General features: G+C 60.8%; 18 protein-coding genes, 1 tRNA gene and 1 pseudogene. 7 read left to right on the top strand and 13 right to left on the bottom strand.

Annotated features, from left to right (window positions below; genetic code table 11):
• Window positions 1-2: 2 nt before the first annotated feature.
• From FJ977_RS03530 to FJ977_RS03500, 7 genes and pseudogenes are all read right to left on the bottom strand, one after another.
• Complete coding sequence (locus FJ977_RS03530) at window positions 3-377, bottom strand: hypothetical protein (protein ID WP_181179555.1); 375 nt, start codon at window positions 375-377, stop codon at window positions 3-5.
• Window positions 378-416: 39 nt separating this feature from the next.
• Window positions 417-788, bottom strand: a complete 372-nt coding sequence (locus FJ977_RS03525) for a hypothetical protein (protein WP_140768580.1) — start codon at window positions 786-788, stop codon at window positions 417-419.
• A 154-nt stretch (window positions 789-942) separates the two neighbouring features.
• Window positions 943-1,437 (bottom strand): annotated as a pseudogene (locus FJ977_RS03520) (O-acetyl-ADP-ribose deacetylase); the annotation flags it as partial.
• Window position 1,438: 1 nt separating this feature from the next.
• Window positions 1,439-3,046, bottom strand: coding sequence for a carboxyl transferase domain-containing protein (locus tag FJ977_RS03515; protein WP_140768578.1), 1,608 nt, complete (start codon window positions 3,044-3,046; stop codon window positions 1,439-1,441).
• 1 nt (window position 3,047) lies between these two features.
• Window positions 3,048-4,211 (bottom strand): isovaleryl-CoA dehydrogenase, encoded by a 1,164-nt coding sequence (locus FJ977_RS03510; protein WP_140768576.1) that lies wholly within the window; start codon window positions 4,209-4,211, stop codon window positions 3,048-3,050.
• 54 nt (window positions 4,212-4,265) lie between these two features.
• The gene (locus FJ977_RS03505; protein WP_140768574.1) at window positions 4,266-4,925 is read right to left on the bottom strand and encodes a TetR/AcrR family transcriptional regulator; all 660 of its coding nucleotides are present in this window, start codon (window positions 4,923-4,925) and stop codon (window positions 4,266-4,268) included.
• Window positions 4,926-4,991: 66 nt separating this feature from the next.
• Window positions 4,992-5,276 carry an acylphosphatase gene (locus tag FJ977_RS03500; RefSeq protein ID WP_140768572.1) on the bottom strand — a complete coding sequence of 95 codons (285 nt, stop codon included), beginning with the start codon at window positions 5,274-5,276 and terminating at the stop codon, window positions 4,992-4,994.
• Window positions 5,277-5,461: 185 nt separating this feature from the next.
• On the opposite strand from FJ977_RS03500, the gene FJ977_RS03495 reads away from it, so the two are divergent.
• On the top strand, window positions 5,462-5,992 hold the full coding sequence (locus FJ977_RS03495) for a MarR family winged helix-turn-helix transcriptional regulator (protein WP_140768570.1): 531 nt from the start codon (window positions 5,462-5,464) through the stop codon (window positions 5,990-5,992).
• Here FJ977_RS03495 and FJ977_RS03490 read toward each other — a convergent pair.
• Window positions 5,989-7,101: a pyridoxal phosphate-dependent aminotransferase gene (locus FJ977_RS03490; RefSeq protein ID WP_140768568.1), complete on the bottom strand. Its 1,113-nt coding sequence runs from the start codon at window positions 7,099-7,101 to the stop codon at window positions 5,989-5,991. The genes FJ977_RS03495 and FJ977_RS03490 overlap by 4 nt on opposite strands.
• A gap of 117 nt (window positions 7,102-7,218) precedes the next feature.
• Here FJ977_RS03490 and FJ977_RS03485 point away from each other — a divergent pair, with 117 nt between their 5' ends.
• Entirely contained in the window at window positions 7,219-8,898 is a 1,680-nt protein-coding gene (locus FJ977_RS03485; RefSeq protein WP_140768566.1) for a sulfotransferase, read from the top strand.
• 624 nt (window positions 8,899-9,522) lie between these two features.
• On the opposite strand, the gene FJ977_RS03480 is transcribed toward FJ977_RS03485, so the two are convergent.
• Window positions 9,523-10,725 carry a porin gene (locus FJ977_RS03480; RefSeq protein ID WP_140768564.1) on the bottom strand — a complete coding sequence of 401 codons (1,203 nt, stop codon included), beginning with the start codon at window positions 10,723-10,725 and terminating at the stop codon, window positions 9,523-9,525.
• Window positions 10,726-10,863: 138 nt separating this feature from the next.
• Window positions 10,864-10,954, bottom strand: a tRNA-Ser gene (locus FJ977_RS03475).
• Window positions 10,955-11,426: 472 nt separating this feature from the next.
• On the opposite strand from FJ977_RS03475, the gene FJ977_RS03470 reads away from it, so the two are divergent.
• Both FJ977_RS03470 and FJ977_RS03465 read left to right on the top strand, forming a co-directional pair.
• Complete coding sequence (locus FJ977_RS03470) at window positions 11,427-12,599, top strand: porin (RefSeq protein ID WP_140768562.1); 1,173 nt, start codon at window positions 11,427-11,429, stop codon at window positions 12,597-12,599.
• Between the two features lie 240 nt (window positions 12,600-12,839).
• Complete coding sequence (locus tag FJ977_RS03465; RefSeq protein ID WP_181179552.1) at window positions 12,840-13,916, top strand: site-specific integrase; 1,077 nt, start codon at window positions 12,840-12,842, stop codon at window positions 13,914-13,916.
• Between the two features lie 15 nt (window positions 13,917-13,931).
• Here FJ977_RS03465 and FJ977_RS03460 read toward each other — a convergent pair whose 3' ends face one another.
• Together FJ977_RS03460 and FJ977_RS03455 are read right to left on the bottom strand one after the other, a co-directional pair.
• Window positions 13,932-14,864: an alpha/beta hydrolase gene (locus tag FJ977_RS03460; protein ID WP_140768560.1), complete on the bottom strand. Its 933-nt coding sequence runs from the start codon at window positions 14,862-14,864 to the stop codon at window positions 13,932-13,934.
• Between the two features lie 216 nt (window positions 14,865-15,080).
• On the bottom strand, window positions 15,081-17,111 hold the full coding sequence (locus FJ977_RS03455; protein ID WP_140768558.1) for a lytic transglycosylase domain-containing protein: 2,031 nt from the start codon (window positions 17,109-17,111) through the stop codon (window positions 15,081-15,083).
• Window positions 17,112-17,412: 301 nt separating this feature from the next.
• Between FJ977_RS03455 and dapA the strand changes: the two genes are divergently transcribed.
• The 3 genes from dapA to FJ977_RS03440 all read left to right on the top strand — a co-directional run bounded on the left by dapA (window position 17,413) and on the right by FJ977_RS03440 (window position 19,753).
• Window positions 17,413-18,294 carry a 4-hydroxy-tetrahydrodipicolinate synthase gene (gene dapA, locus FJ977_RS03450; protein WP_140769711.1) on the top strand — a complete coding sequence of 294 codons (882 nt, stop codon included), beginning with the start codon at window positions 17,413-17,415 and terminating at the stop codon, window positions 18,292-18,294.
• Between the two features lie 25 nt (window positions 18,295-18,319).
• A complete protein-coding gene (gene smpB, locus FJ977_RS03445; protein WP_006202221.1) occupies window positions 18,320-18,799 on the top strand; it encodes an SsrA-binding protein SmpB in 480 nt (159 codons plus the stop codon).
• A 243-nt stretch (window positions 18,800-19,042) separates the two neighbouring features.
• Complete coding sequence (locus FJ977_RS03440) at window positions 19,043-19,753, top strand: GH25 family lysozyme (RefSeq protein ID WP_140768556.1); 711 nt, start codon at window positions 19,043-19,045, stop codon at window positions 19,751-19,753.
• A gap of 103 nt (window positions 19,754-19,856) precedes the next feature.
• On the opposite strand, the gene FJ977_RS03435 is transcribed toward FJ977_RS03440, so the two are convergent.
• Window positions 19,857-20,744: a DMT family transporter gene (locus FJ977_RS03435; RefSeq protein ID WP_246682807.1), complete on the bottom strand. Its 888-nt coding sequence runs from the start codon at window positions 20,742-20,744 to the stop codon at window positions 19,857-19,859.
• Window positions 20,745-20,880: the final 136 nt, after the last annotated feature.

Raw genomic sequence — 20,880 nt, 5'->3', positions numbered from 1 at the left:
GCCTACTTCGAAGCGGCGATCTCGCAGGCGCCGCCGTTCGTCACCTTGTAGTGCGCACGTGTGGCCAGGCAGGATTTCATCGCCAGCTCTTCCGCCACCTTTTGCGACGGTGCATTCAGCCGTGTGCCGCACAGGATGTACAGCGAGACTACCCTGGAATACGGCGTGGTGGCGTAAGCCGAATGGCCGCTGGCCGCTACATAGGCCTTGTACGCCTTGGTGCATGGCGACTTTGGGTCGCCATTCAAAGCCGGCGGGAACCGCTTGTCTCCCTCGCTTCCCGCCAGCGAGCCGGCCACGCCGATGCCGGACCAGGCGATCATGAACAACCCGGCCAGTATCGCGATGGCTGGTCGCTTGGAATTCGTGGATTTCATTCTGCTTCCCCCAAAGAGAAAAACCGCGCGCCTTCCAGCCTATTTGGACGCGGCGAGACTGCAGCCGCCAGCGACGGTCACCTTGTATTTGCTCTTGCTGGCCTGACAGGATTTCAGCGCCAGTTCCTCGGCCGCCTTCTGTGACGGTGCATTTAGCTTCGCGCCACAAATGAAGTACTCGCTCGCCGGAACGATTGGCGTCGCCGCGAAGGCCGAATGGCCCGCGGCTGCGAGATACGCTGCATAGATCTTGCCGCAGCCTCCGGTGGTCCCCACTGGAATATTTATTGGGTAACGCACGTCGCCCCTGCTGCCTGCCAGCGATCCGGCCGGGCTGGCGGCAGTCGTTGAGAATATTAGCAGGATTGCAAGTGTCGAGGCAGCTGTACCCCGGTGATATTTCAGCATCATCTTCGCCCTGTCCCCATTGTATTACGCAGAACAAGCAGTAGCGAACATTTTGCCTTGCCGCCAGTTCGTTGGCGGGGATTCGAGTTTGGCTATGCTGATGAATCGATTGGTCCATACAGTTCAGGCCTCCCGAAGCGCAGCAACGGCGAGCCGATAGTTCCGCCGTTTGTTCATCGAAGCAGCAGAAGATGACAGTCTTGGGCATGTTTTTCTCGTCGATGAACGTGCCGATCGTCCCGACAGCGATGTCGGTCGCCTTATCTTTCGGGTAGCGGTAAACACCGGTCGAAATCGCGGGGAATGCCACAGTGCGGCAATCATTGGCGGCCGCGAGCTCAAGCGATCTGACATAGCAGGAGGCCAGCAGTTCGGCTTCGCCTCTGCCGCCGCCTTGCCAGACTGGCCCGACCGTGTGGATGACATGTCGAGCCGGCAGTTTGTAACCCTTGGTGATCTTGGCGTCGCCGACCTTGCACCCGTTCAGCATCCGGCATTCGAACTCGAGCTCGCGGCCCGCCGCGCGATGGATGGCGCCATCGACCCCGCCGCCGCCGAGCAGCGACGAATTGGCGGCATTGACGATGGCATCGACATCCAGCTTCGTGATGTCGCCTGTGTGGATGCGGATCCTGTCCAGCGCCTTGCTCATCTCACATCCTGAACACGCCGAAGCGCGTGTCCTCGATCTCCGCATTGAGCGCCGCCGAAAGGCTGAGCGCCAGCACATCGCGCGTCTTTGCCGGATCGATGATGCCGTCATCCCAGAGGCGGGCGGACGAGTAGAGCGGATGGCCCTCATGCTCGTATTTCATCAGGATCGGCTTCTTGAATTTTGCTTCCTCCTCGTCGCTCCATTCGCCCCCTTTGCGCTCGATGCCCTCGCGCTTGACCATGGCAAGAACGGTCGCCGCCTGCTCGCCGCCCATCACCGAGATGCGGGCATTCGGCCACATCCACAGGAAGCGCGGTGAGTAGGCACGTCCGCACATGCCGTAATTGCCGGCGCCGAACGAACCGCCGATGATGACGGTCACCTTCGGAACCCTGGCGGTGGCAACCGCCATCACCAGCTTGGCGCCGTCCTTGGCGATGCCGCCCGCTTCGTATTTCCGACCGACCATGAAGCCTGTGATGTTCTGCAGGAAGACCAGCGGGATCCTGCGCTGGCAGCACAGTTCGATGAAGTGCGCGCCCTTCAGCGCGCTTTCGGAGAACAAGACGCCATTGTTGGCGATGATGCCGACCGGCATGCCGTGGAGATGGGCAAAGCCGGTGATCAGCGTCGTGCCGTAGTTCTGCTTGAACTCGTTGAATTCGGAGCCGTCGACAAGGCGCGCGATCACCTCACGCACATCATAAGGCTGACGCAGATCGGTGGGCACGACGCCGTAGAGTTCATCCGTCGAATGAAGTGGTGGAATCGATTTCTGTAAGCTCAGGCTTACAGTCTTGTTCCGATTCAGGTTTTTGACGATGCGACGGCAGATGGCGAGCGCATGTTCGTCGTCCATCGCATAATGGTCGGCGACGCCGGAAAGCCTGGTATGCACGTCCGCGCCGCCGAGATCCTCGGCGCTGACATCCTCGCCGGTGGCCGCCTTCACCAGCGGCGGGCCGCCGAGGAAGATGGTCGCCTGGTTGCGCACCATGATCGTCTCATCCGACATAGCCGGCACATAGGCGCCGCCGGCCGTGCAGGAACCCATGACGCAGGCGATCTGCGGGATGCCGGCCGCCGACATGTTGGCCTGGTTGTAGAAGATGCGGCCGAAATGTTCGCGGTCCGGAAACACTTCGTCCTGGTTGGGCAGATTGGCGCCGCCGCTGTCGACCAAGTAGATGCAGGGCAGATTGTTCTGCAGCGCGATCTCCTGCGCGCGCAGATGCTTCTTCACCGTCAGCGGATAATAGGTGCCGCCCTTCACCGTGGCATCGTTGACGACGACCATCACCTCGGTGCCTTCGACGCGGCCGATGCCGGCGATCATGCCGGCCGAGGAAATTTCCTCGCCATACATCGACCATGCCGCGAACTGGCCGATCTCGAGGAAAGGCGAGCCAGTATCGAGCAATTGCGCGAGACGTTCGCGCGGCAACAGCTTGCCGCGCGAGATGTGGCGCTCGCGTGCCTCCTCAGAGCCGCCGCGCTCGACGACGGCGGCTTTTTCGGCGATGTCGGCGACCAGTCCGCGCATGCGTTCGGCATTGGCACGAAAGGTGTCGGAGGAGGGCGATATCTGCGTCTGGAGGACGGCCATGCTAGACCCCTTCCGCCATGATCTCGCGGCCGATCAGCCAGCGCCGGATCTCACTGGTGCCGGCGCCGATCTCGTAGAGCTTGGCGTCACGCAGCAGCCGGCCGGTCGGATAGTCGTTGATATAGCCATTGCCGCCAAGCAGCTGTAGCGCGTCGAGCGCCATCTGCGTCGCCTTTTCGGCCGCGAACAAAACGCAGCCGGCGGCGTCCTTGCGGGTGGTCTGGCCGCGATCGCAGGCGGCGGCGACGGCATAGACATAGGCGCGCGAGGCGTTCATCACCGTATACATGTCCGCAAGCTTGCCTTGCACAAGCTGGAACTCGCCGATCGGCTGGCCGAACTGCTTGCGTTCGTGCACATAAGGGATCGCCACGTCAAGGCACGCCGCCATCAGGCCGATGGGGCCGCCGGCAAGCACCGTGCGCTCATAGTCGAGGCCCGACATCAGCACCTCGACGCCGCGCCCTTCCTCATGCAGCACATTGTCGAATGGCACTTCGACATCCTCGAACACCAGCTCGCCGGTGTTGGAGCCGCGCATGCCGAGCTTGTCGAGTTTCTGCGCCACGGAAAACCCTGCCATCGCCTTCTCGACGATGAAGGCGGTGATGCCGCGCGATTTCCGTTCCGGATCGGTCTTGGCATAGACGACCAGCGTTTCGGCATCCGGGCCGTTGGTGATCCACATCTTGGTGCCGTTGAGCACATAGCGGTCATTGCGTTTTTCGGCGCGCAGCTTGAGGGAGACGACGTCGGAGCCGGCGCCGGATTCCGACATCGCCAGAGCGCCGACACGTTCGCCCGAACACAGCGGTGGCAGGAATTTCTCCTTCTGCGACGGCGTTGCCCAGCGGTTGATCTGGTTGACACAGAGATTGGAATGGGCGCCGTAGGAGAGGCCGACCGACGCGGAGGCACGTGAGATCTCCTCGACGGCAATGACATGGGCGAGGTAACCCATGCCGCTGCCACCGAAATCGGGATCTGCCGTTATGCCAAGCAGGCCGAGCGCGCCGAACTCGCGCCACAGATGCGCCGGAAATTCGTTGTCGCGGTCGATGTCGCCGGCGATCGGCGCGATCCGGTCCTGGGCAAAGCGCCGCACCATGTCGCGCAGCGCCTCGATGTCCCCGTCATGCCCGAAGCTGAGCGTGTTCGTGTACATGTTTCTCCTCCGTGGCGCATGACCCAGAAAATCGACTTCGATTTTCGGAAAGGATCATGCGCGAAAATCAAAGTGGGACAGCATCCTTTGCGCGTCCGATGGACGCGCGGCGCTGTCAGCGATCTTCGCGCCGACGAGCCGCATTGTCATTGAAAGATATGTCGCCGTTACTTCAGGCACCGAAAGCCGCTCGCCGGGCCGGAACCAGACGATGACGCCGGTCATCATCTGAATCAGCGCCATGGCCGTCAGGCCGGTGTCCTCGATCGCGAAGGCGCCGGCCTCGGCGCCATCGCGCAGGATGGTGCGCAGCTCCTTTTCGTAGGCCGTGCGCATGCGCAGGATCTGTGTCAGCCTGTCGGGCGACAGACTGCGCAATTCCATGTTCGACACATGCGTGGCGTGGCGGCGCTCGATATGGAAAGCGATGTGGTTGCGGACATAGGCCGCAAGCTGCTCCGCCGGATCGGCGCCGGCTGGCCGGGCGTTTTCCCAGGCTTCGCGAAGCCCTTCCATGTGCTCGCGCATCAGCGTGAACAGCAGGTCTTCCTTGGTCGGGAAATAGCGGTAGAGCGCGGCCGCCTGCACGCCTACTTCGGCGGCCAGCTGCCGCATGGACATCGCCTCGTAGCCATAGCGTGCGATCAGGTTGACCGCCGCCTCGCGGACCGCCGCCTCCGTTCGCTCGCCATCGGATCCTGTGGTACGCGCCATGATCGCCTCTTTAGACAATAATAAAACGAACGTTCAATTAATTCAAGAGGCTCTATTGGAGCCCGTCTATGCGACAACCCTGAAGTCTCCAGGCGCAATCCAACTCTCGAGTTCCTCTATGTCGATCTGGTGGACCGCGGCACCCGGCGGGCCGTGCCAAAGCCGCTCGATCATGGCCGAAACCGCCGTATCCGTGCCGGTCAGCCATGCCGTTACCGATCCGTCTCTTTCGTTGCGCACCCAGCCCATCAGGCCAAGCCCTGTCGCTTCGCCTCGCGTCCAGATCCTGTAGCCGACGCCTTGCACCTTGCCGTGGACACGCGCCCGCACTGCCCTTCTCCGGTCTTTCATGGCTCGCTCCTTGCATTGAGTCTGGCGCAGGATCGAACGAAGGCAACTGGTTTGAGGGGAGGAGTCTTTCGAATTGTCGAGCCGTGTTTCGTCCGGAAGATAGATGACTTCATCCAATAAATAATTGACTTGGTCAACTTTATTGCGATGATCCGGCGATGTAGAAATCTTCAGGGGCGCCAGACATGCCGACCGATCGGAATGCCTTGGTCAGCGACCTTAGGCGCTTCAACCGTTTCTATACCGGCCTGATTGGGCTGCTCGACGAAACCTTGACCCACAGTGCCTATACGCTGGCCGAGGCGCGGATACTGTTCGAACTGGGGCACCGGACCAGCCTTATTGCCGCCAACCCTGGCGGCAAGGCAGGCTTCCTGGCGCGGGTGTTTCAACTCGATTTCGCGCCAGCGGCATCCGAAATCGCCCGGGATCTCCAGCTGGATCCTGCCTATGTTGTCAGAATCCTTCGAAAATTCTCCGCCGCCGGCTTGATCGAAACGCGTGCCGGTCCTGACACCCTGCGTCGGCACGTCCTCTCGCTCACCGCACACGGCCGCGCCGCGCTTGCCGAACTTCAGTCGGCAGCGGATCGCGACCTTATCCGCTTGACCACGGGCCTGGGCGACGAGGAGGCCGCCGAGTTGTCGGACATGCTGGCACGTGTCAGGAGGCTGCTCGGTGGCGCGACGGATTCCGAGCGCGGCGAAATTGCCTAATTCCCTCGCGCCGCGGCCAGCGCGCCGGGCAATTCCTCGGCGAAAATATCCAGTTCGTGATCGAGGCCGACGCTGACGCGAATGCAGCGGTCGAGCCCTGGCGCCATCGGCTTGCGGATGAATACATCGCGCGACAATAGCCCCTGCAGTACTTTCAGCGCGAAGGCGCCATCATGCCCGCAGTCGATGGTGACGAAATTGGTCGCCGAGGCCAAGGGCTTCAATCCGTTCTGCTCGGCGATATCAGCGATGCGGCGGCGGCCGGCAGCCACCCGCGCCACCACGGTCTCGAGATAGGCTTGGTCGGCGAGCGCCTCGACGCCGGCGACCTGCGCCATGCGGCTGACGCCGTAGTGGTTGCGGATCTTCTCGAAGTCGCGGATTACCTGGGCCTCCGCAATCGCGTAGCCGCAGCGTATGCCGGCAAGTCCATAAGCCTTTGAAAACGTTCGCATGCGGATGACATTCGGCCGCGAGACATCGATCGGCGGCAGGGCCGAGGCCGGCCCCAATTCGCCATAGGCCTCGTCGAGCACCAGCATGGTGGCCTGCGGCAGCGCCTCGATGAAGCGGATCACCTCGTCTGCTTCCCACCAGCTGCCCATCGGATTGTCCGGGTTGGACAGGTAGACCAGCGGCGCCTTTTCCCTGATGACCGCTGCGAGCAAACCCTCCAGGCTTTCCTTGTCATTTTCATAGGGAACCGTGATCAGCCGCCCGCCGACGCCGGCAACATGAAAGTTGAAGGTCGGATAGGCGCCGAGCGAGGTGACCACCGCGTCGCCAGGCGCCACATACATGCGCGCCACAAGGCTGAGCAGGCCGTCTATGCCTTCGCCGACAACGACGTTCTCGACCGCCACGTCGTGATGCGCGGCAGCCGCGACCTTCAGGTCGAAATTGTCTGGATCGCAATACATCCACATGTCGCGAGCTATCTCGGCCATGCGGGCAATGACACGCGGCGAAGGGCCAAAACTGCTCTCATTGGCACCGATACGGGCGCGGAAGGCTCGCCCGCGCTCGCGCTCCTGTGCTTCGGGTCCGACAAACGGCACGGTCGAGGGAAGCGCGGCGATAAGCGGCGAGAGAGGAGGGCGCAGACGCATGACGGAAGCTCGCATGAAAAGGGGTCTTCTTGCTAGCGTGGTGGAGTGGGTGCGCGCAAGCGCTGGACAGGTCCATTTTGTCTGGATTCGATAGGCTTTTTTTGCTAGCCAGCGACCATGAACAATCGTCTGCCGCCTGCCTGGTCCAAACACCTCAAGTCCGGTGCTGCGCCGAAACCTGGATTGCCACAGGCAACTCCAGGACAGGCAAACCTGCCGAAAACAAATTCGTTTGCGCGCGCACAGGCTGACGAATTGCTGCTGAAGCAAGCCTATGAGCATCAGCAGGCCAAGCGGCTTGATGCGGCTCAGGACCTATGTCTGCAGGTTCTGGCGCGCACGCCAAACCATCCGCTGGCGTTCTACATCATGGGCACCGTCTATCTAGGTTACGACGACGAGGCGGCTCTGCGTTATTTCGCACGCGCTGTCGGTGAGGAGCCTAGAAACCCCTTTTATCATCTTAGCCTCGGTGAGGCCTATGGCAAGCTGAGCGAATTTTCAGCCGCGATCAAACACATGCGGTATGCCCTGGAGTTGCAACCCGATCTTGTAGAGGCCCTGTGTGCCCTGGGGCGCGTTTATGTCCAGTTCGACAAACCCGACCTGGCCTTGCCGCTTTATGAGAAGGCGATGAAAATCAACCGCGATCACCCCAAGGCGCGGATCGGAATGGCTGCCGCGCTCACCGGCCTTGGGCGCATGGACGAGGCCGGCGCCTATCTTAAGGAGGCGATCGAACACCGCGTTGACGTGGCCGCGGCTTATTACGACCTCGTGCAGAGCCGAAAGTTTACCGAAGAGCCTGCGGAACTCCAATCGATCCTTCGCGAACTCGACGGTCCACGACTTAAATCGGAGGCCGTGCAGAATTTGCATTACGCAGCCGGTAAGGTGCTGAACGACCTCAAGCGCTACGCCGAGGCGTTCGACCATTTCAACAAGGCGAAACAGGCCGACGGCCACAAGTTCGACATCGATCAGTATCGTCGTTTCGTGGATCTGACCATTGAAACCTTCACGCCGGATCTGTTTGCTGCAAGGTCCAGCTACGGGAACCCTTCCGAAGCGCCTGTGTTCGTGGTCGGGATGCCGCGCTCGGGGACGACACTGACCGAACAAATATGCGCCAGTCATCCCGACGTTCATGGCGCTGGAGAGCTTAGCAAACTAAGGCGGGTAGCGAACGCGATCGGTCTGAACCCCTCGGCTTTTGATTTCAACAAGCCGATCATGACGGTCACCGAAGGCTTGTCCAAGACGTTGGCTGAAGAGCATCTTTCCTATCTGAGGGAGCGCGCTCCGGCTGCGCACCGAATCATCGATAAAATGCCGCACAATTTCGAATTGATCGGCCTGCTCACCCTGCTCTTTCCCAATGCCCGCATCATTCACTGCCGCCGGGATGCCATCGACAACTGCGTGTCATGCTTTGTCCTGCCTTTCAGTTCGGCACACAGCTACAATACAGACCTGCGGGCACTTGGCCTATACTATCGAGAATATGACCGCTTGATGCGTCACTGGAACGAGGTTTTCCCGGGTCGTATCTTTGAAAATCGCTATGAGACGCTTGTAGAGGATCAAGACGCGCAGTCGCGCCGGCTCATCGATTATCTCGGCCTGCCTTGGGATAACGCATGCCTACGCTTCTTCGACAGGGAAGGGGCGGTCACCACGCCCAGCCGCTGGCAGGTTCGTCAGCCGATGTACAAATCGTCCGTGAAGCGCTGGAAGAATTACGAAAGTGAGATCCAGCCTTTGATTGAAGCGTTGGGCGACCTCGCTGACGTTTGAGCTTTAGTTCCCAGGCCTAGGCATGTCAAAGAGCTAAGCGCAGAAGCGAGTCTGAAAGATCGCGACGCGCTTCATAGGCTGGTTCGGCGCTTGGTAGAATCGCCAATGCGACACCAATGCACTGTCTTCATCCTCGAATTTGACCTGGCTTGACCTGAGATCCTTGCCGTGACCTGAGAGCGTCGCCGCAGTGCAGAACTTGCTCCTCCGCACTCCTCGGCAAAAGTCATGCATGGATCCTTGGGTCTTCGCTCCGCCCAAGGATGGACGAAGCTGTGGGGCTTAAGCCAATTGCGAACGTTTACGGTGGTTCATCGAAGCGAACGGTGGCTGACGGTATGTCTGCGACCTGGAGCAATTCCAGGAAAAGCGTGAGCGGTTTTGCGTTCCGAATTGCTTAAAACAAAGAGTTAGAGCAATTCGCCGTTTCATTGAAACGGTGAAGTGCTCTAGCAAGTGGCACCGCGATTCCGGCTGCCGAATGCAGCACTGTGCACCCTGACTATTGCTGATGCATGTCGCCCAAAGTGCGCAGCGGTGTTGGAACAACGGCATGCATCAGAACGAAAAAAGAACCCGGCGGTTGCCCGCCGGGTTCTCCTGTCTCCCCAGAAATATCTGGTCTTAGAAATCGCGCTGAAAGCGGATGATAGCGCCGACGGCGTTCTTCTTTTCCGCGCCAGCCCAAACGTTGCCGGCGTTAATGGCGCCCGAACCAACGTGCTGGTAGTCAACTTCGGGCGTGACCGTGAAGCCGGGAACGACGGTGTAGGCAATGTTTGCCGCAACCCCATAGTCCTTCCACTGATCACCCGACACCTGGAGGTTGAACGACGTCTTCTCGTTGAACTTGTAGGTGCCGCCGGCCCAGAAGCCCCAGTTACCGCCCCACGGCTTGTAGAAACCGCGGCCGTTAGCAAAGGAGCTACCGAGGGGGGGGACAGGGAGGTTGTTGGGGTTGTTGTCGTTAAGCTTTCCCTCGCTGGCGTAACCGAACATGCCGAACAGTGACAGTGCACTGGAAATGTTCACATCCACGCGAACCTTGCCCGAGACGTATTCGTAGTTGCTGTCATAGGCGACGACGCCGACGATATCACCCCAGCCCTGCGTATACTTCAGACCGCCGACGACATGCGGAACATAGCTGTCGATCGTGGAGCGACCATAACCATAAGAAACACCTGGCTCCTGGGAGGCGCCGCCCGAGCCTTCTTCGAGAGAGGCCATCGCCGAGAAGCCGTTGCCGGCGTCGAAGTAGTACTGAACGACACCGGTCTTGAACCCGCCGTAGGGGACGATGGTATCGTTGATGACGTTGCCGGCGTAGCCGACAAACGTGTCGAATGCCGATTCGTCCAAGCCTACACGCAGGCCGCCAAGCTGGATCCAGGCGAAGTGCTGGTCGAAGCTGTTGGAAGCGTCATTAGCGTCGCCGTTGTCCAGGGGGTGATTCTGGAAATTCATGCGCGTTTCGGTGTAGGTCTTCAACGTGCCGAGTTCGGTTTCCTGGCCGGTCCAGGTCTTCAGCGTGAAACGAGCGTCCTTGTACCACGTCCCCTGGTTCTTGCCGGTGACGACGTCGTCGGCGCGAGCGCCGGTGAACGTGCCGACATCGCCAAAGCCGGCGTCATAACGGACATAGCCGCCGATGCGCAGGCAGGTCTCGGTGCCGGGGATGTAGAAGTAGCCAGCGCCGTAGACGTCGCAGATCTTGACGTATTCAGCGGGTTCCGGCTCGGCGACGACGACGGCGTCGGCGGCGCGCGCACCGGAAACTGCGATCAGGGCCGCAGCGGAGCCGAGAAGAAGGCTCTTGATGTTCATTTTCTGACCTCCAGTCAGAATCGAACGAAATAAAGGCCTGTAACGGCCCTGACGCTGCCGCCGGAACGGCCAAGCGCTGGGTCATCTGTCTGTTATTGCTGGGAAAATATCGGCGCGGCGCGGCAGCGCGAGGCAGGGTGGCGGAGAGGATGGGATTCGAACCCACGAGAAGCTTTTGACCTCTACTCCCTTAGCAGGGGAGCGCCTTCGACCACTCGGCCACCTCTCCGTTGCGCCGCTGGATAAAGAAAAGCGCGGGCACAATCAACAAGCCCCCAGCCATTATCTCGGAAAAGAAGTCATTATATGGAAAAATAAGAGCGTACCGAGCTGCTGCCTGCGCAAGGTGCGGCGGTTCTACGGCAAATCCCTGGCCGGCGACTCCAGGCCTTGCCTTGATTCCGTCGGCCGATTGCCGGATTCGGCAGGAAATAAGCGGTTGCGGCGAGCCTGATGGTTAACGAGAGCTTTCTGAGTGAGGCCAAATCGTGTCATTTGTGCAACAACGCCAGGGGATAGCAGCCGAACAGCCCTTTCGCCGGTACGATCGTTGTTGAACGCCGCCGCCTCATGGGTAATGTCGAGTTCGAAGGAGCGGCGCGGTGCGCATCTTTTTCGGTAGTGGGGATGGGGCAGGGAACGCTGTCCTTCAGCAAAGAATACCCAGACCCGTTTTTTAACTTTTGACTGGAGGTCAGAAAATGAACATCAAGAGCCTTCTTCTCGGCTCCGCTGCGGCCCTGATCGCAGTTTCCGGTGCGCGCGCCGCCGACGCCGTCGTCGTCGCCGAGCCGGAACCCGCTGAATACGTCAAGATCTGCGACGTCTACGGCGCTGGCTACTTCTACATCCCCGGCACCGAGACCTGCCTGCGCATCGGCGGCTATGTCCGTTACGACATCGGCGCTGGCGATATCGGCACGTTCGACGGTGCTCGCGCTACCGACGTGCAGAACGGCAAGGACCAGGGCACCTGGAAGAAGAACGCGCGCTTCACGCTGAAGACCTGGACGGGCCAGGAAACGGAACTCGGCACGTTGAAGACCTACACCGAGACCCGCTTCAACTTCGGCAATACCCGCAACAGCGGTCGCGCAAGCTACAATCCGTACACCGAATCGTACAATGCCGGTGCTACCAACTCGGGTATCTCGCTGAACTTCGCCTGGATCCAGCTCGGTGGTCTCCGCGTCGGTAAGGACGAATCGGCCTTCGATACGTTCATCGGCTACGCCGGCAACGTGATCCAGGATACGATCGTTCCCTACGGCGGTTTCGACACCAACGTCGTGCAGTACTACTTCGATGCCGGCAACGGCTTCTCGGCCGTGGTCTCGCTCGAAGAAGGTTATGGCAACGTCGGTACGATCGACAGCTATGTCCCGCATGTCGTTGGTGGCGTGAAGTGGACGCAGGGCTGGGGCGCGATCACGGGCGTCGTCGCTTATGACAGCAACTACGAAGAAGTTGCCGGCAAGGTCCGCTTGGATGTGAACGTTTCCAACGAACTGTCGCTTTGGGTCATGGGCGGCTATGGTACCGACGACAACCTCAACGACAATGCCAACAACGTCGTCCCGGCGTTCGGTCGCGGCATGTACAAGATCTGGGGTGGCAACTGGGCAGTGTGGGGCGGTGGCACCTACAAGTTCAACGAGAAGACCTCGTTCAACGCTCAGGTTTCGTATGATGACTGGAAGAATCTCGGCGTTGCCGCGAACATCTCCTATGACATCGTCCCCGGCTTCAACGTCACGGCGGAAGTGGACTACCAGCGCGTCGGTCAGGGCTCTATCGACAACGCGTCGGTTTGGGCTCACGCCGAAAAGAAGAGCAACCTCGGCGGCATCGTCCGCTTCCAGCGCTCCTTCTAAGGGCTGGTTCCTTACAGGTGAAATCCAGCCCGGGCGCACAAACGCCCGGGCTGTTTTTGTTTCGTGACTGGGTCAACGCAGACGAAGGAAGAGGGGGAATCGGTAGCTGAACAAATCCGCAGAGTGATTTCGTGGGATTCGCTGATGGGCGAATGAGATCACAACCGCGTGATTAAAACTCTTGAAAGGACGCTTCCAAGCGGGTAGGGCTGATCTATCCACTCGGGGGTGCGACGAATTATGACCAACGAAGCGATCCAGGAGGCTAACCCCTCCGATCCGTTTTCGATGTTTTCTTCTCAGAATTCAAAGATCAAGTACACTTACAACAAGATAAGAGAAGTAAAGTCGTACCGAGTCGGAGAGCTTTTTTCAGCTTACCGGGACATACTGTGGGATGATGGGCGACATAAATACAATGTCAGCTCTTTCATCGGCGAAATAGATGAAATTCTCCTTGGGGAGCGTTTCAGTGCCTTTGACCAGAGTACCCTTGACAACCTTATCGGCACCTTGCGCCAGCGCGGCAACAGCAACGCAACCATCAATCGAAAGATGGCTGCTCTCAGCAAACTGCTGCGCAAGGCCTACAAGATGGGAGATATCCACAGCCTGCCCGAGTTTCGCCGCCAGAAAGAGCGGGCGGGACGGATTCGATTCCTCGAGAGGGACGAAGAGGCAAGGCTGTTCGCGGCCATCAGAAGCCGCAGTGAGGATGCCTACAGGCTTTCCGTCTTCCTGGTCGACACCGGATGCCGTCTCGGCGAGGCGCTCGGGCTGATCTGGAACGACATCCAGGAGCATCGCGTCTCCTTCTGGATCACCAAATCCGGCCGGAGCCGTACCATTCCGATGACCGAGCGTGTCAAAGAGGTCATCAAGCTGCCTCCGGCCGAAGGGCGTCGGCCCAAGGGCCCGTTCACCAAGCTCAGCCAGGCACAGTTCCGTGCCATCTGGAATGATGCGAAGGCCGAAGTCGGTCTTGGCGCCGACGACCAGGTCGTGCCGCACATCTTGCGTCACACCTGCGCCTCGCGCCTTGTCCAGGGCGGCATCGACATCAGGCGCGTGCAGATGTGGCTTGGCCATCAGACTCTTTCAATGACCATGCGCTACGCGCATCTGGCCACCAACGATCTCGACGGCTGTGTCGTCGTGCTGGAGACGCCGCGAAGCGAAGATGCGTCGCGTGGTGATGAAAGCTCGGCCTTCTCGTCCCCGCTGACCGCGCCTTCGGCGCCAAAGCGTGGCAAAACGAGCGAGGCGGGTGCGGCGAAGCCGGCAAAATCCCTAGGGAAAAGCTCCAAGGTCAAATAATTCCGACAGACGCGGCTATACTGCTGCTGTGACCTCAGGACCAGATCTGGTCTTGGGGTTTTCTTTGTGGCGCTCAGCCCGATCAAGAAAGGTTGCTATATCGCCAGGCAGACTGCCGGTTTCGAGGAATGGTGCGTGCCCCTGACCCGTGACGGTGATCGTCTCGGTGCCAAGATGGCGCTTTCGCATCTCATCCAGCGTTTGGGTCGACAGCAATCTTGAGTTGGCGCCGCGGACAGTGAGCAAGGGAATGGCCGCCAACGCGTCGAACTGCGGCCAGAGCGCCGGCAATGGCTGCGACAGGTCGAGACTTGCAACCGTGTCGACCAGTTTCGGGTCAAAATCCGGCAACAGCCCTTGATCCGTCTCACGGTAGAGCGCCCCCACCATCCGAGCCCAGTCGGCGTCGGTGAGTGCGGGAAAGTCCTGGCCATGAACATGGCGTTGGACATTCACCACTTCAGCGAAAGTCTTCGGCTTCGGCGCGCGTTCGAGATAGGACTGGATATGGGCGAGGCCGGCCGGCTCGATCACAGGCCCGATATCATTGAGAACAATGGCTTTGAGCACTCCCGGCCGCAGGGCGCCGAGCACATGGATGATCAGCCCGCCGCGTGAGGTGCCGATGAAAGCTGCCTCCTCGATACCGAGTGCGGACAGACCGGCAAGGATGTCGCCGGCCTCGACGCCGACATTATAGTGGCTGACATCGGGGTCGTAGGCCGATTGCCCGCGCCCGCGATAGTCGAAGGCAATCACCTTGCGCGGATTGGAGCCCGTCGAAAGGTGCTGCGCCAACTCATGAAAATCTCGTGCGTTGCGGGTCAGGCCAGGCAAGCAGACGACCGGCCAATGTCCGGAATTCGCCTCGCCATAGACTCGCACATGAAGTCTCAGCCCATCCGGCGCGGCGTAGAAGAAGTCGGAAAAGCCTTCGGTACCAGGCATCTGGACATGCCACCTTCTTGCCGCGGGATCGTCTCGGATTGCTACAGGTGAGAGTGGGAGCGGTCAAATAGAAGGCGAGACTGAAGTTCCCGATCTCCTCCTGCGGCAGAGATGCCTTGGCAAGGAGAGGGGCTGTCGCGTTGACCTGTAAGCTCATTCCCAGGGATAGGACCATTCAAAGGACTGGAGATCCTTCCCACCCCTCTTGTCGAGCCCTCAGCTGCGCCCGTTCACGAGGTCGCCGACGATGTCGTATTTGCCGGAAATACGCATCTTGTAGACTTCGTAATTCTCCATCACGCGCTGTACGTAACTTCTTGTTTCCGTGTAGGGAATCCGCTCGATCCAGTCCACCACCGCATCGATGTCCTTGCCGCGCGGGTCGCCGTATTTCGCCACCCACTGGCTGGCCCGGTTGGGGCCGGCATTGTAGCCGGCGAAGGTCAGCACATAGGAGCCGTTGAAGCGGTCGAGCTGTTCGCCAAGGAAGGCTGAACCGAGCGTGGCATTGTAGCCGGCGTCGGTGGTCAGCCGTGCCTGCGAAAACTGCAATCCGGCCTTCTTCGCCAGTTGCTTGGCGGTTCCCGGCATCAGCTGCAGCAGCCCGCGTGCGCCGGCGCTTGATACGGCACCGATGTTGAATTCGCTTTCCTGGCGCGCGATTGCATAGGCCAGCGCCTTGCCCGAGCCGGAAATATTGGCCGAATCAGGGATGACGCCGAGCGGATGCGACAGCGCGCCGACATCGATGCCGCGCGCGCCGGCGATCTTGCCGACTTTCAGCGCCATGAAATGGTTGCCCTGCTTCTCGGCAAGGACCGCGAGCAGCGCCAGTTCACCAGGGCTGGTCAACTGCCCGGCAAGGTCGCGATAGAGCGTTTCGGCGTAGCGGTCGTAGCCTGCCTCCTGCAGGCGTTTGATGGCGCTGACGGCCTCGCGGCTGGCAAAGTTCTGCCGGTCGGCAGCGCTCGGCTGGGGATAGACGATATTGAGTGCCTGCCGGCCGACGCGTTCGGCGGCAAGCTGGCCGTAAAAGGTCGTGCCATAGGCAGCCGCACGCCCGAAATAGTCCTTGGCATTGCCCGGCCCGCCGACTTCCGCCGCACGACCGAGCCAGTAATAGGCGCGCGACAATGTCATCGGCCCCTGCGCGAGCTCGGCGATGCGCGAAAAATGCGTCGCGGCAAGCTTGGGATCGTTGAGGCCACGCAGCGCATACCAGCCGGCGTGGAATTCGGCCTCGGCCGCATTGGCCGCGCTTTCGGCGGCATGCGTGGCGACGATCCGGTAAGCCGTCTTCATGTCGCCCTGGTCGACCAGTTCGCGCGACAGCACCCGGCGTTCGACCCACCAGGCGTCCGGGTCGACCAAAGCCTCGCGGTCCGTCGGCGCCTTCATCACGATGGCGGCGGCGCCGGCAAAGTCTTCCTGCTTGCGCAGATATTCGGCCTGGGCGAAGAAATAGCCGGCCGAACGCTGGGATGCCGGCACCGCCTTCAGCAGTTTCAGCGCATTCTTGTCGCCTCTGTCGGCCGCAGCCCAGGCGTCGGCGAACTGCTGGGCGCCGGCAAGGCCGGCAATCCGCAGGGCGGAGTTCACCCGATCGGCATAGAACATACGATCCATGCGAAAACGGTGGTCGGCGGCAGGGATCAGGCCGCCGAACTCCTTGATCAGCGCCGTCTCGTCCTTGGCTTCCAGGATCGCGGTGCGCCAGAACGGCGACAGCACCGAGCGTGCCGCCTTGACGTTGCCCGCCGCCACATAGGCGCGAGCGAGAACCATGATGCCTTCGAATGTTTGCGGCTGGCTGCCGCCGAAGGCCGCAGTGACGATGCCGGGGGCTGGGTTTTCCCGATAGAGCGCGCGCTCGCTGTTCTTGCGCAAGGCGACGGTGCCCGGCCAGTTGGGCAGCATCCTCGCGGCCGCGGCGATATCGCCGCTCGGAACCTTGTCGCCGCCGTAAAGGGCGATCGCCCAAGCCAGAATATGCTGGTCGAGCGATTGAGCCGGAAGCGCGTCGCGCACACCGCGGGCGCCTGGAATATCGCCGGCCGCCAGTGCGTCCAACCCGCTCTTCAACATAGCGACGCTGGGTGAGGGTGCCTGCTGCGCCCCGTCCTGCGGGCTGGGCATCGGGATCGCCGAGGTGACCTGCACATCGACGCTGCCGCTGATCGCCACACCGGGCATCAGCGCGGCGATGGCGCCAAGCAGCGCGAAGAGGTGGGGCCGACTGGCCGGCATGATCTCGTGTCTTTCCTAATCCAGCATTTTACCAGAAGGCGAAGAAGCCTCGAAGCCTAAACTTAGGTCGTGAAGGGCTCGTAAACAAAGAGTTATCGAGGCCGTTCGAATTGCGCTTGCTGGCACCATGGCAATGCTTGCCGCGCAACCATGTCGAGACTATGGTGCGCCGCTTCGCTTTCGGCTAGAAGGCGCGCACGACAACTGATCGACAAAACACCGATACATGTCGCCCAAAAGTGGATACCGGTTTTGGGACAACGACATGCACAAACAAACAAGTCCCAAGGAGTTGGACGACATGCTGAGAGGCTCGCTTACTGCGCTCGTGACACCGTTCGAAAAGAGCGGGCGTTTCGACGAGAAAGCCTTTCGCGCATTTGTCGAATGGCAGCTCGCGGAAGGCACGACGGGCCTGGTTCCGGTGGGCACGACCGGCGAGTCGCCGACCCTGTCGCATGATGAGCATCGCCATGTCGTCAAGGTCTGCATCGAGGTGGCCAAGGGCCGCGCTCCGGTCGTCGCCGGCGCCGGTTCCAACAACACCGCGGAAGCAGTCGGGCTTGTACAATATGCCGAGAAGGCCGGTGCCGATGCCGCCCTGGTCGTCACACCCTATTACAACAGGCCGACGCAGCGCGGCCTCTACGAGCATTTCGCCGCCGTCGCCAGGGCGACCAAGCTGCCGATCATCATCTACAACATTCCGCCGCGCTCGGTGATCGACATGATGCCCGAGACGATGGGCCGGCTGGCGCACGACTTCAAGAACATCGTCGGCGTCAAGGATGCCACCGGCAAGGTCGAGCGTGTTTCCGAGCAGCGCATGACCTGCGGCAAGGATTTCATCCAGCTGTCCGGCGAGGATGCTTCGGCGCTCGGGTTCAACGCCCATGGCGGTGTCGGCTGCATCTCGGTGACGTCGAATGTCGCGCCGCGGCTGTGCGCCGAATTCCAGGAAGCGACGCTGTCCGGCGACAGTGCAAAGGCGCTTGAGTTGCAGGATCGTCTGTTGCCGCTACACAAGGCGATCTTCCTGGAGCCCGGCGTGTCCGGCGCCAAATACGCGCTGTCGAAGCTCGGCAAGGTCGAGAACGTGCTGCGTTCGCCGCTGGTCACGGTCGAGGAGTCGACCGCGGCAAAGATCGATGCGGCCATGAAGCACGCCGGCTTGATTAATTGAGGATGAGGCGCCACCTCTCCACATCATGAATCAAGTCAGAAAAGCCGATCCCAACAACAAGACCGTTGCGGAAAACCGCAAGGCGCGGTTTTCCTATGAGGTTCTCGACACGATCGAGGCCGGCTTGGTGCTGACCGGCACCGAGGTCAAGTCGCTGCGCCAGGGCCAGGCAAACATTCAGGACAGCTACGCCTCGGTCGAAGGCGGCGAGATCTGGCTGATCAATTCCTATCTGCCGGAATATCTGCAGGCCAACCGCTTCAATCACGAGCCCCGGAGGCGCCGCAAACTCCTGCTGAACAAGCGCGAGATGGCCAAGCTGTCGCAGAGCGTCGACCGCGAAGGGATGACCCTGGTGCCGCTAAAGATCTATTTCAACGATCAGGGCCGCGCCAAGCTGCTGCTCGCCGTCGGCCGGGGCAAGAAGCTGCACGACAAGCGTGAGACCGAAAAGCAGCGCGACTGGTCACGCGAGAAGGGCCGGCTCTTGAAGGAGCGTGGGTGAGGAGCGGTCCGCGAAGCGGGCGAAAAGCCAACGATTCGGCTTTTCGAGCGACGAACGGTGGAGGCCCGGTCCGCCTTCGGGCGGATAAAAAGGTCCAGTGGACCTTTTTAAGGGACTGAACGCCCGAAGGGCAGGGAGCCATAGCGAAGGGCGGGGTATCGGGCGGTAGCCCTAGAAAAGCCAACCGTTTGGCTTTCAAGTTTCGAACACACGGAGCCAGAAAATACCAGAGAGAGGGTCGTCTTGAAGAACCGGATAATCCTCTGGGGGGCGGTCAGCCTGGTCTTTGCTGCGCTCGTCGCCGCCGGTGGCTTCGTCTACTTCCACACATACTCCCCGGACCGTGGCAGATATCCGGTCAGAGGCATCGACGTTTCCCACCATCAGGGCGAAATCGACTGGCGGCGCGTTGCCGCCGACGATGTCGCCTTCGCCATCATCAAGGCGACCGAAGGTGGCGATCACGTCGATCGTGCCTTTGCCACCAATCTGCGTGAGGCTCGCGCGGCTGGCCTCGCCGTCGGCGCCTATCATTTCTTCACCTTCTGCCGCCCCGGCGCCGACCAGGCGAAGAATTTCATCTCGGTCGTGCCGCAGGATCAGCCCTTGCTGCCTCCGGTCGTCGATATCGAGTTCGGCGGCAACTGTCCGCAGCGTCCATCGCCCGAACAATTGAATGCCGAACTCCAGGCTTTCCTTGGACCTGTCGAGGCGGCGTTCGGCAAGACGGCGATCGTTTATCTGACCGATGAGGCCGAGGCCGCCTATGCCGGGCAGATCGCCGCGCGCCCGCTGTGGCTTCGCTCACTGTTGATGGAACCGGACCGCCACGACTGGATCTATTGGCAGTATCACAACAGGGGGCGTGTGGATGGCATCCAGGGTGACGTCGACCTGAACGTTTTGCAGGGCGGGTCGGAGAAATTGGCGGCGCTGCTTGCATCAGCGCATTGAGGCCTTGCGGCCGAAGCGATCGCGATCGCGCGTCCGAATCGGTTTCTTCACAAACCGGGCTATGCTCTTGTGTGCGTTGATGATCCGGCTGCGATCGGCATCGTCAGACCGCCCTTGCAGCGCGTCTTGCCATCGCTGAAAAACCCATCCCTGCGGCCATGATCGCGACTGCCGCGAATTGGATCGGGGTCGGTGTTTCGCCGAGCACGACCATGCCGACCACCACCGTGGCGATCGGTACGCCCGGCATGAACAGCGACGCCGCCTGCGACCCGAGTTGGCCAACGATATAAGTGTAGAGGAACATGGCGGCCGCACCGGCAAGAAGCCCCTGGATAATGACCTGGCCGACGATCTCGGCGCTTGCCGCGGCATGCAAGCCGCTCGGCGCGAAGAGGGCGAGAAACGGCAATGGCAGGCAAGACAGAAGCACGACGGCGGCGGTGGCCGTGAACGGATCGATACGCCATTGCCGCACAAGCGTTGCATAGGCCGAAAACATGAGGCCCGATCCGACGAACAGCAGATCGCCGAGGAGAACTTCATTGCTGCCGCGTGCCGGCGCGATGAACAGCAACAGCCCAACGATTATGGTGGCGACCCCGATGGTCCGTTGGTGCGAAGCGCGTTCCTGGAAGATCGACAGCAGGAACGAGAAGACGACGATCGAGGCAGGGCAAAGCGCCGCCCCATGGACGGCAGGCGCATAGGTGAGGCCCCAATTGATGATCAGCGGATAAGGCAATCCCGCCAGCGCCGCCAATGCCAGTGCCCGCCTCCAGCCCGATGCCCTTATTCGGGCGAAGCCGCTTCGCCAGACGAGCGGTAGGAAGGCAGCACCCGCACCTGCAAAGCGCAAGACGACCATATCGGTCACCGTCAGATGCTCTCTCAGGCTGAAGCGGGCTGCGACGAATTGAACGGCATAGATGCCGATCATGGTCAGCCCGGCGACGATCGCCAACCTTGCGCTTCCCGTGCTCTGTGCCACGTCCAGTCACCCACAACAACCGCCGCTGGATCGATAAGGCGTTGCGGCATAAACACAGGCTATTGCCGAAGAGCCTGCGATAAAATACGCTCATTTTAAAAGAGTTGAGTGCAATTCACGCAAATATGCCGGTTAC

The organism is Mesorhizobium sp. B2-1-3A, from assembly GCF_006442655.1.
GTDB lineage: Bacteria > Pseudomonadota > Alphaproteobacteria > Rhizobiales > Rhizobiaceae > Mesorhizobium.
Note: the sequence above shows the minus strand (reverse complement) of the source record. Positions and strands in the feature narration are given on the sequence as shown.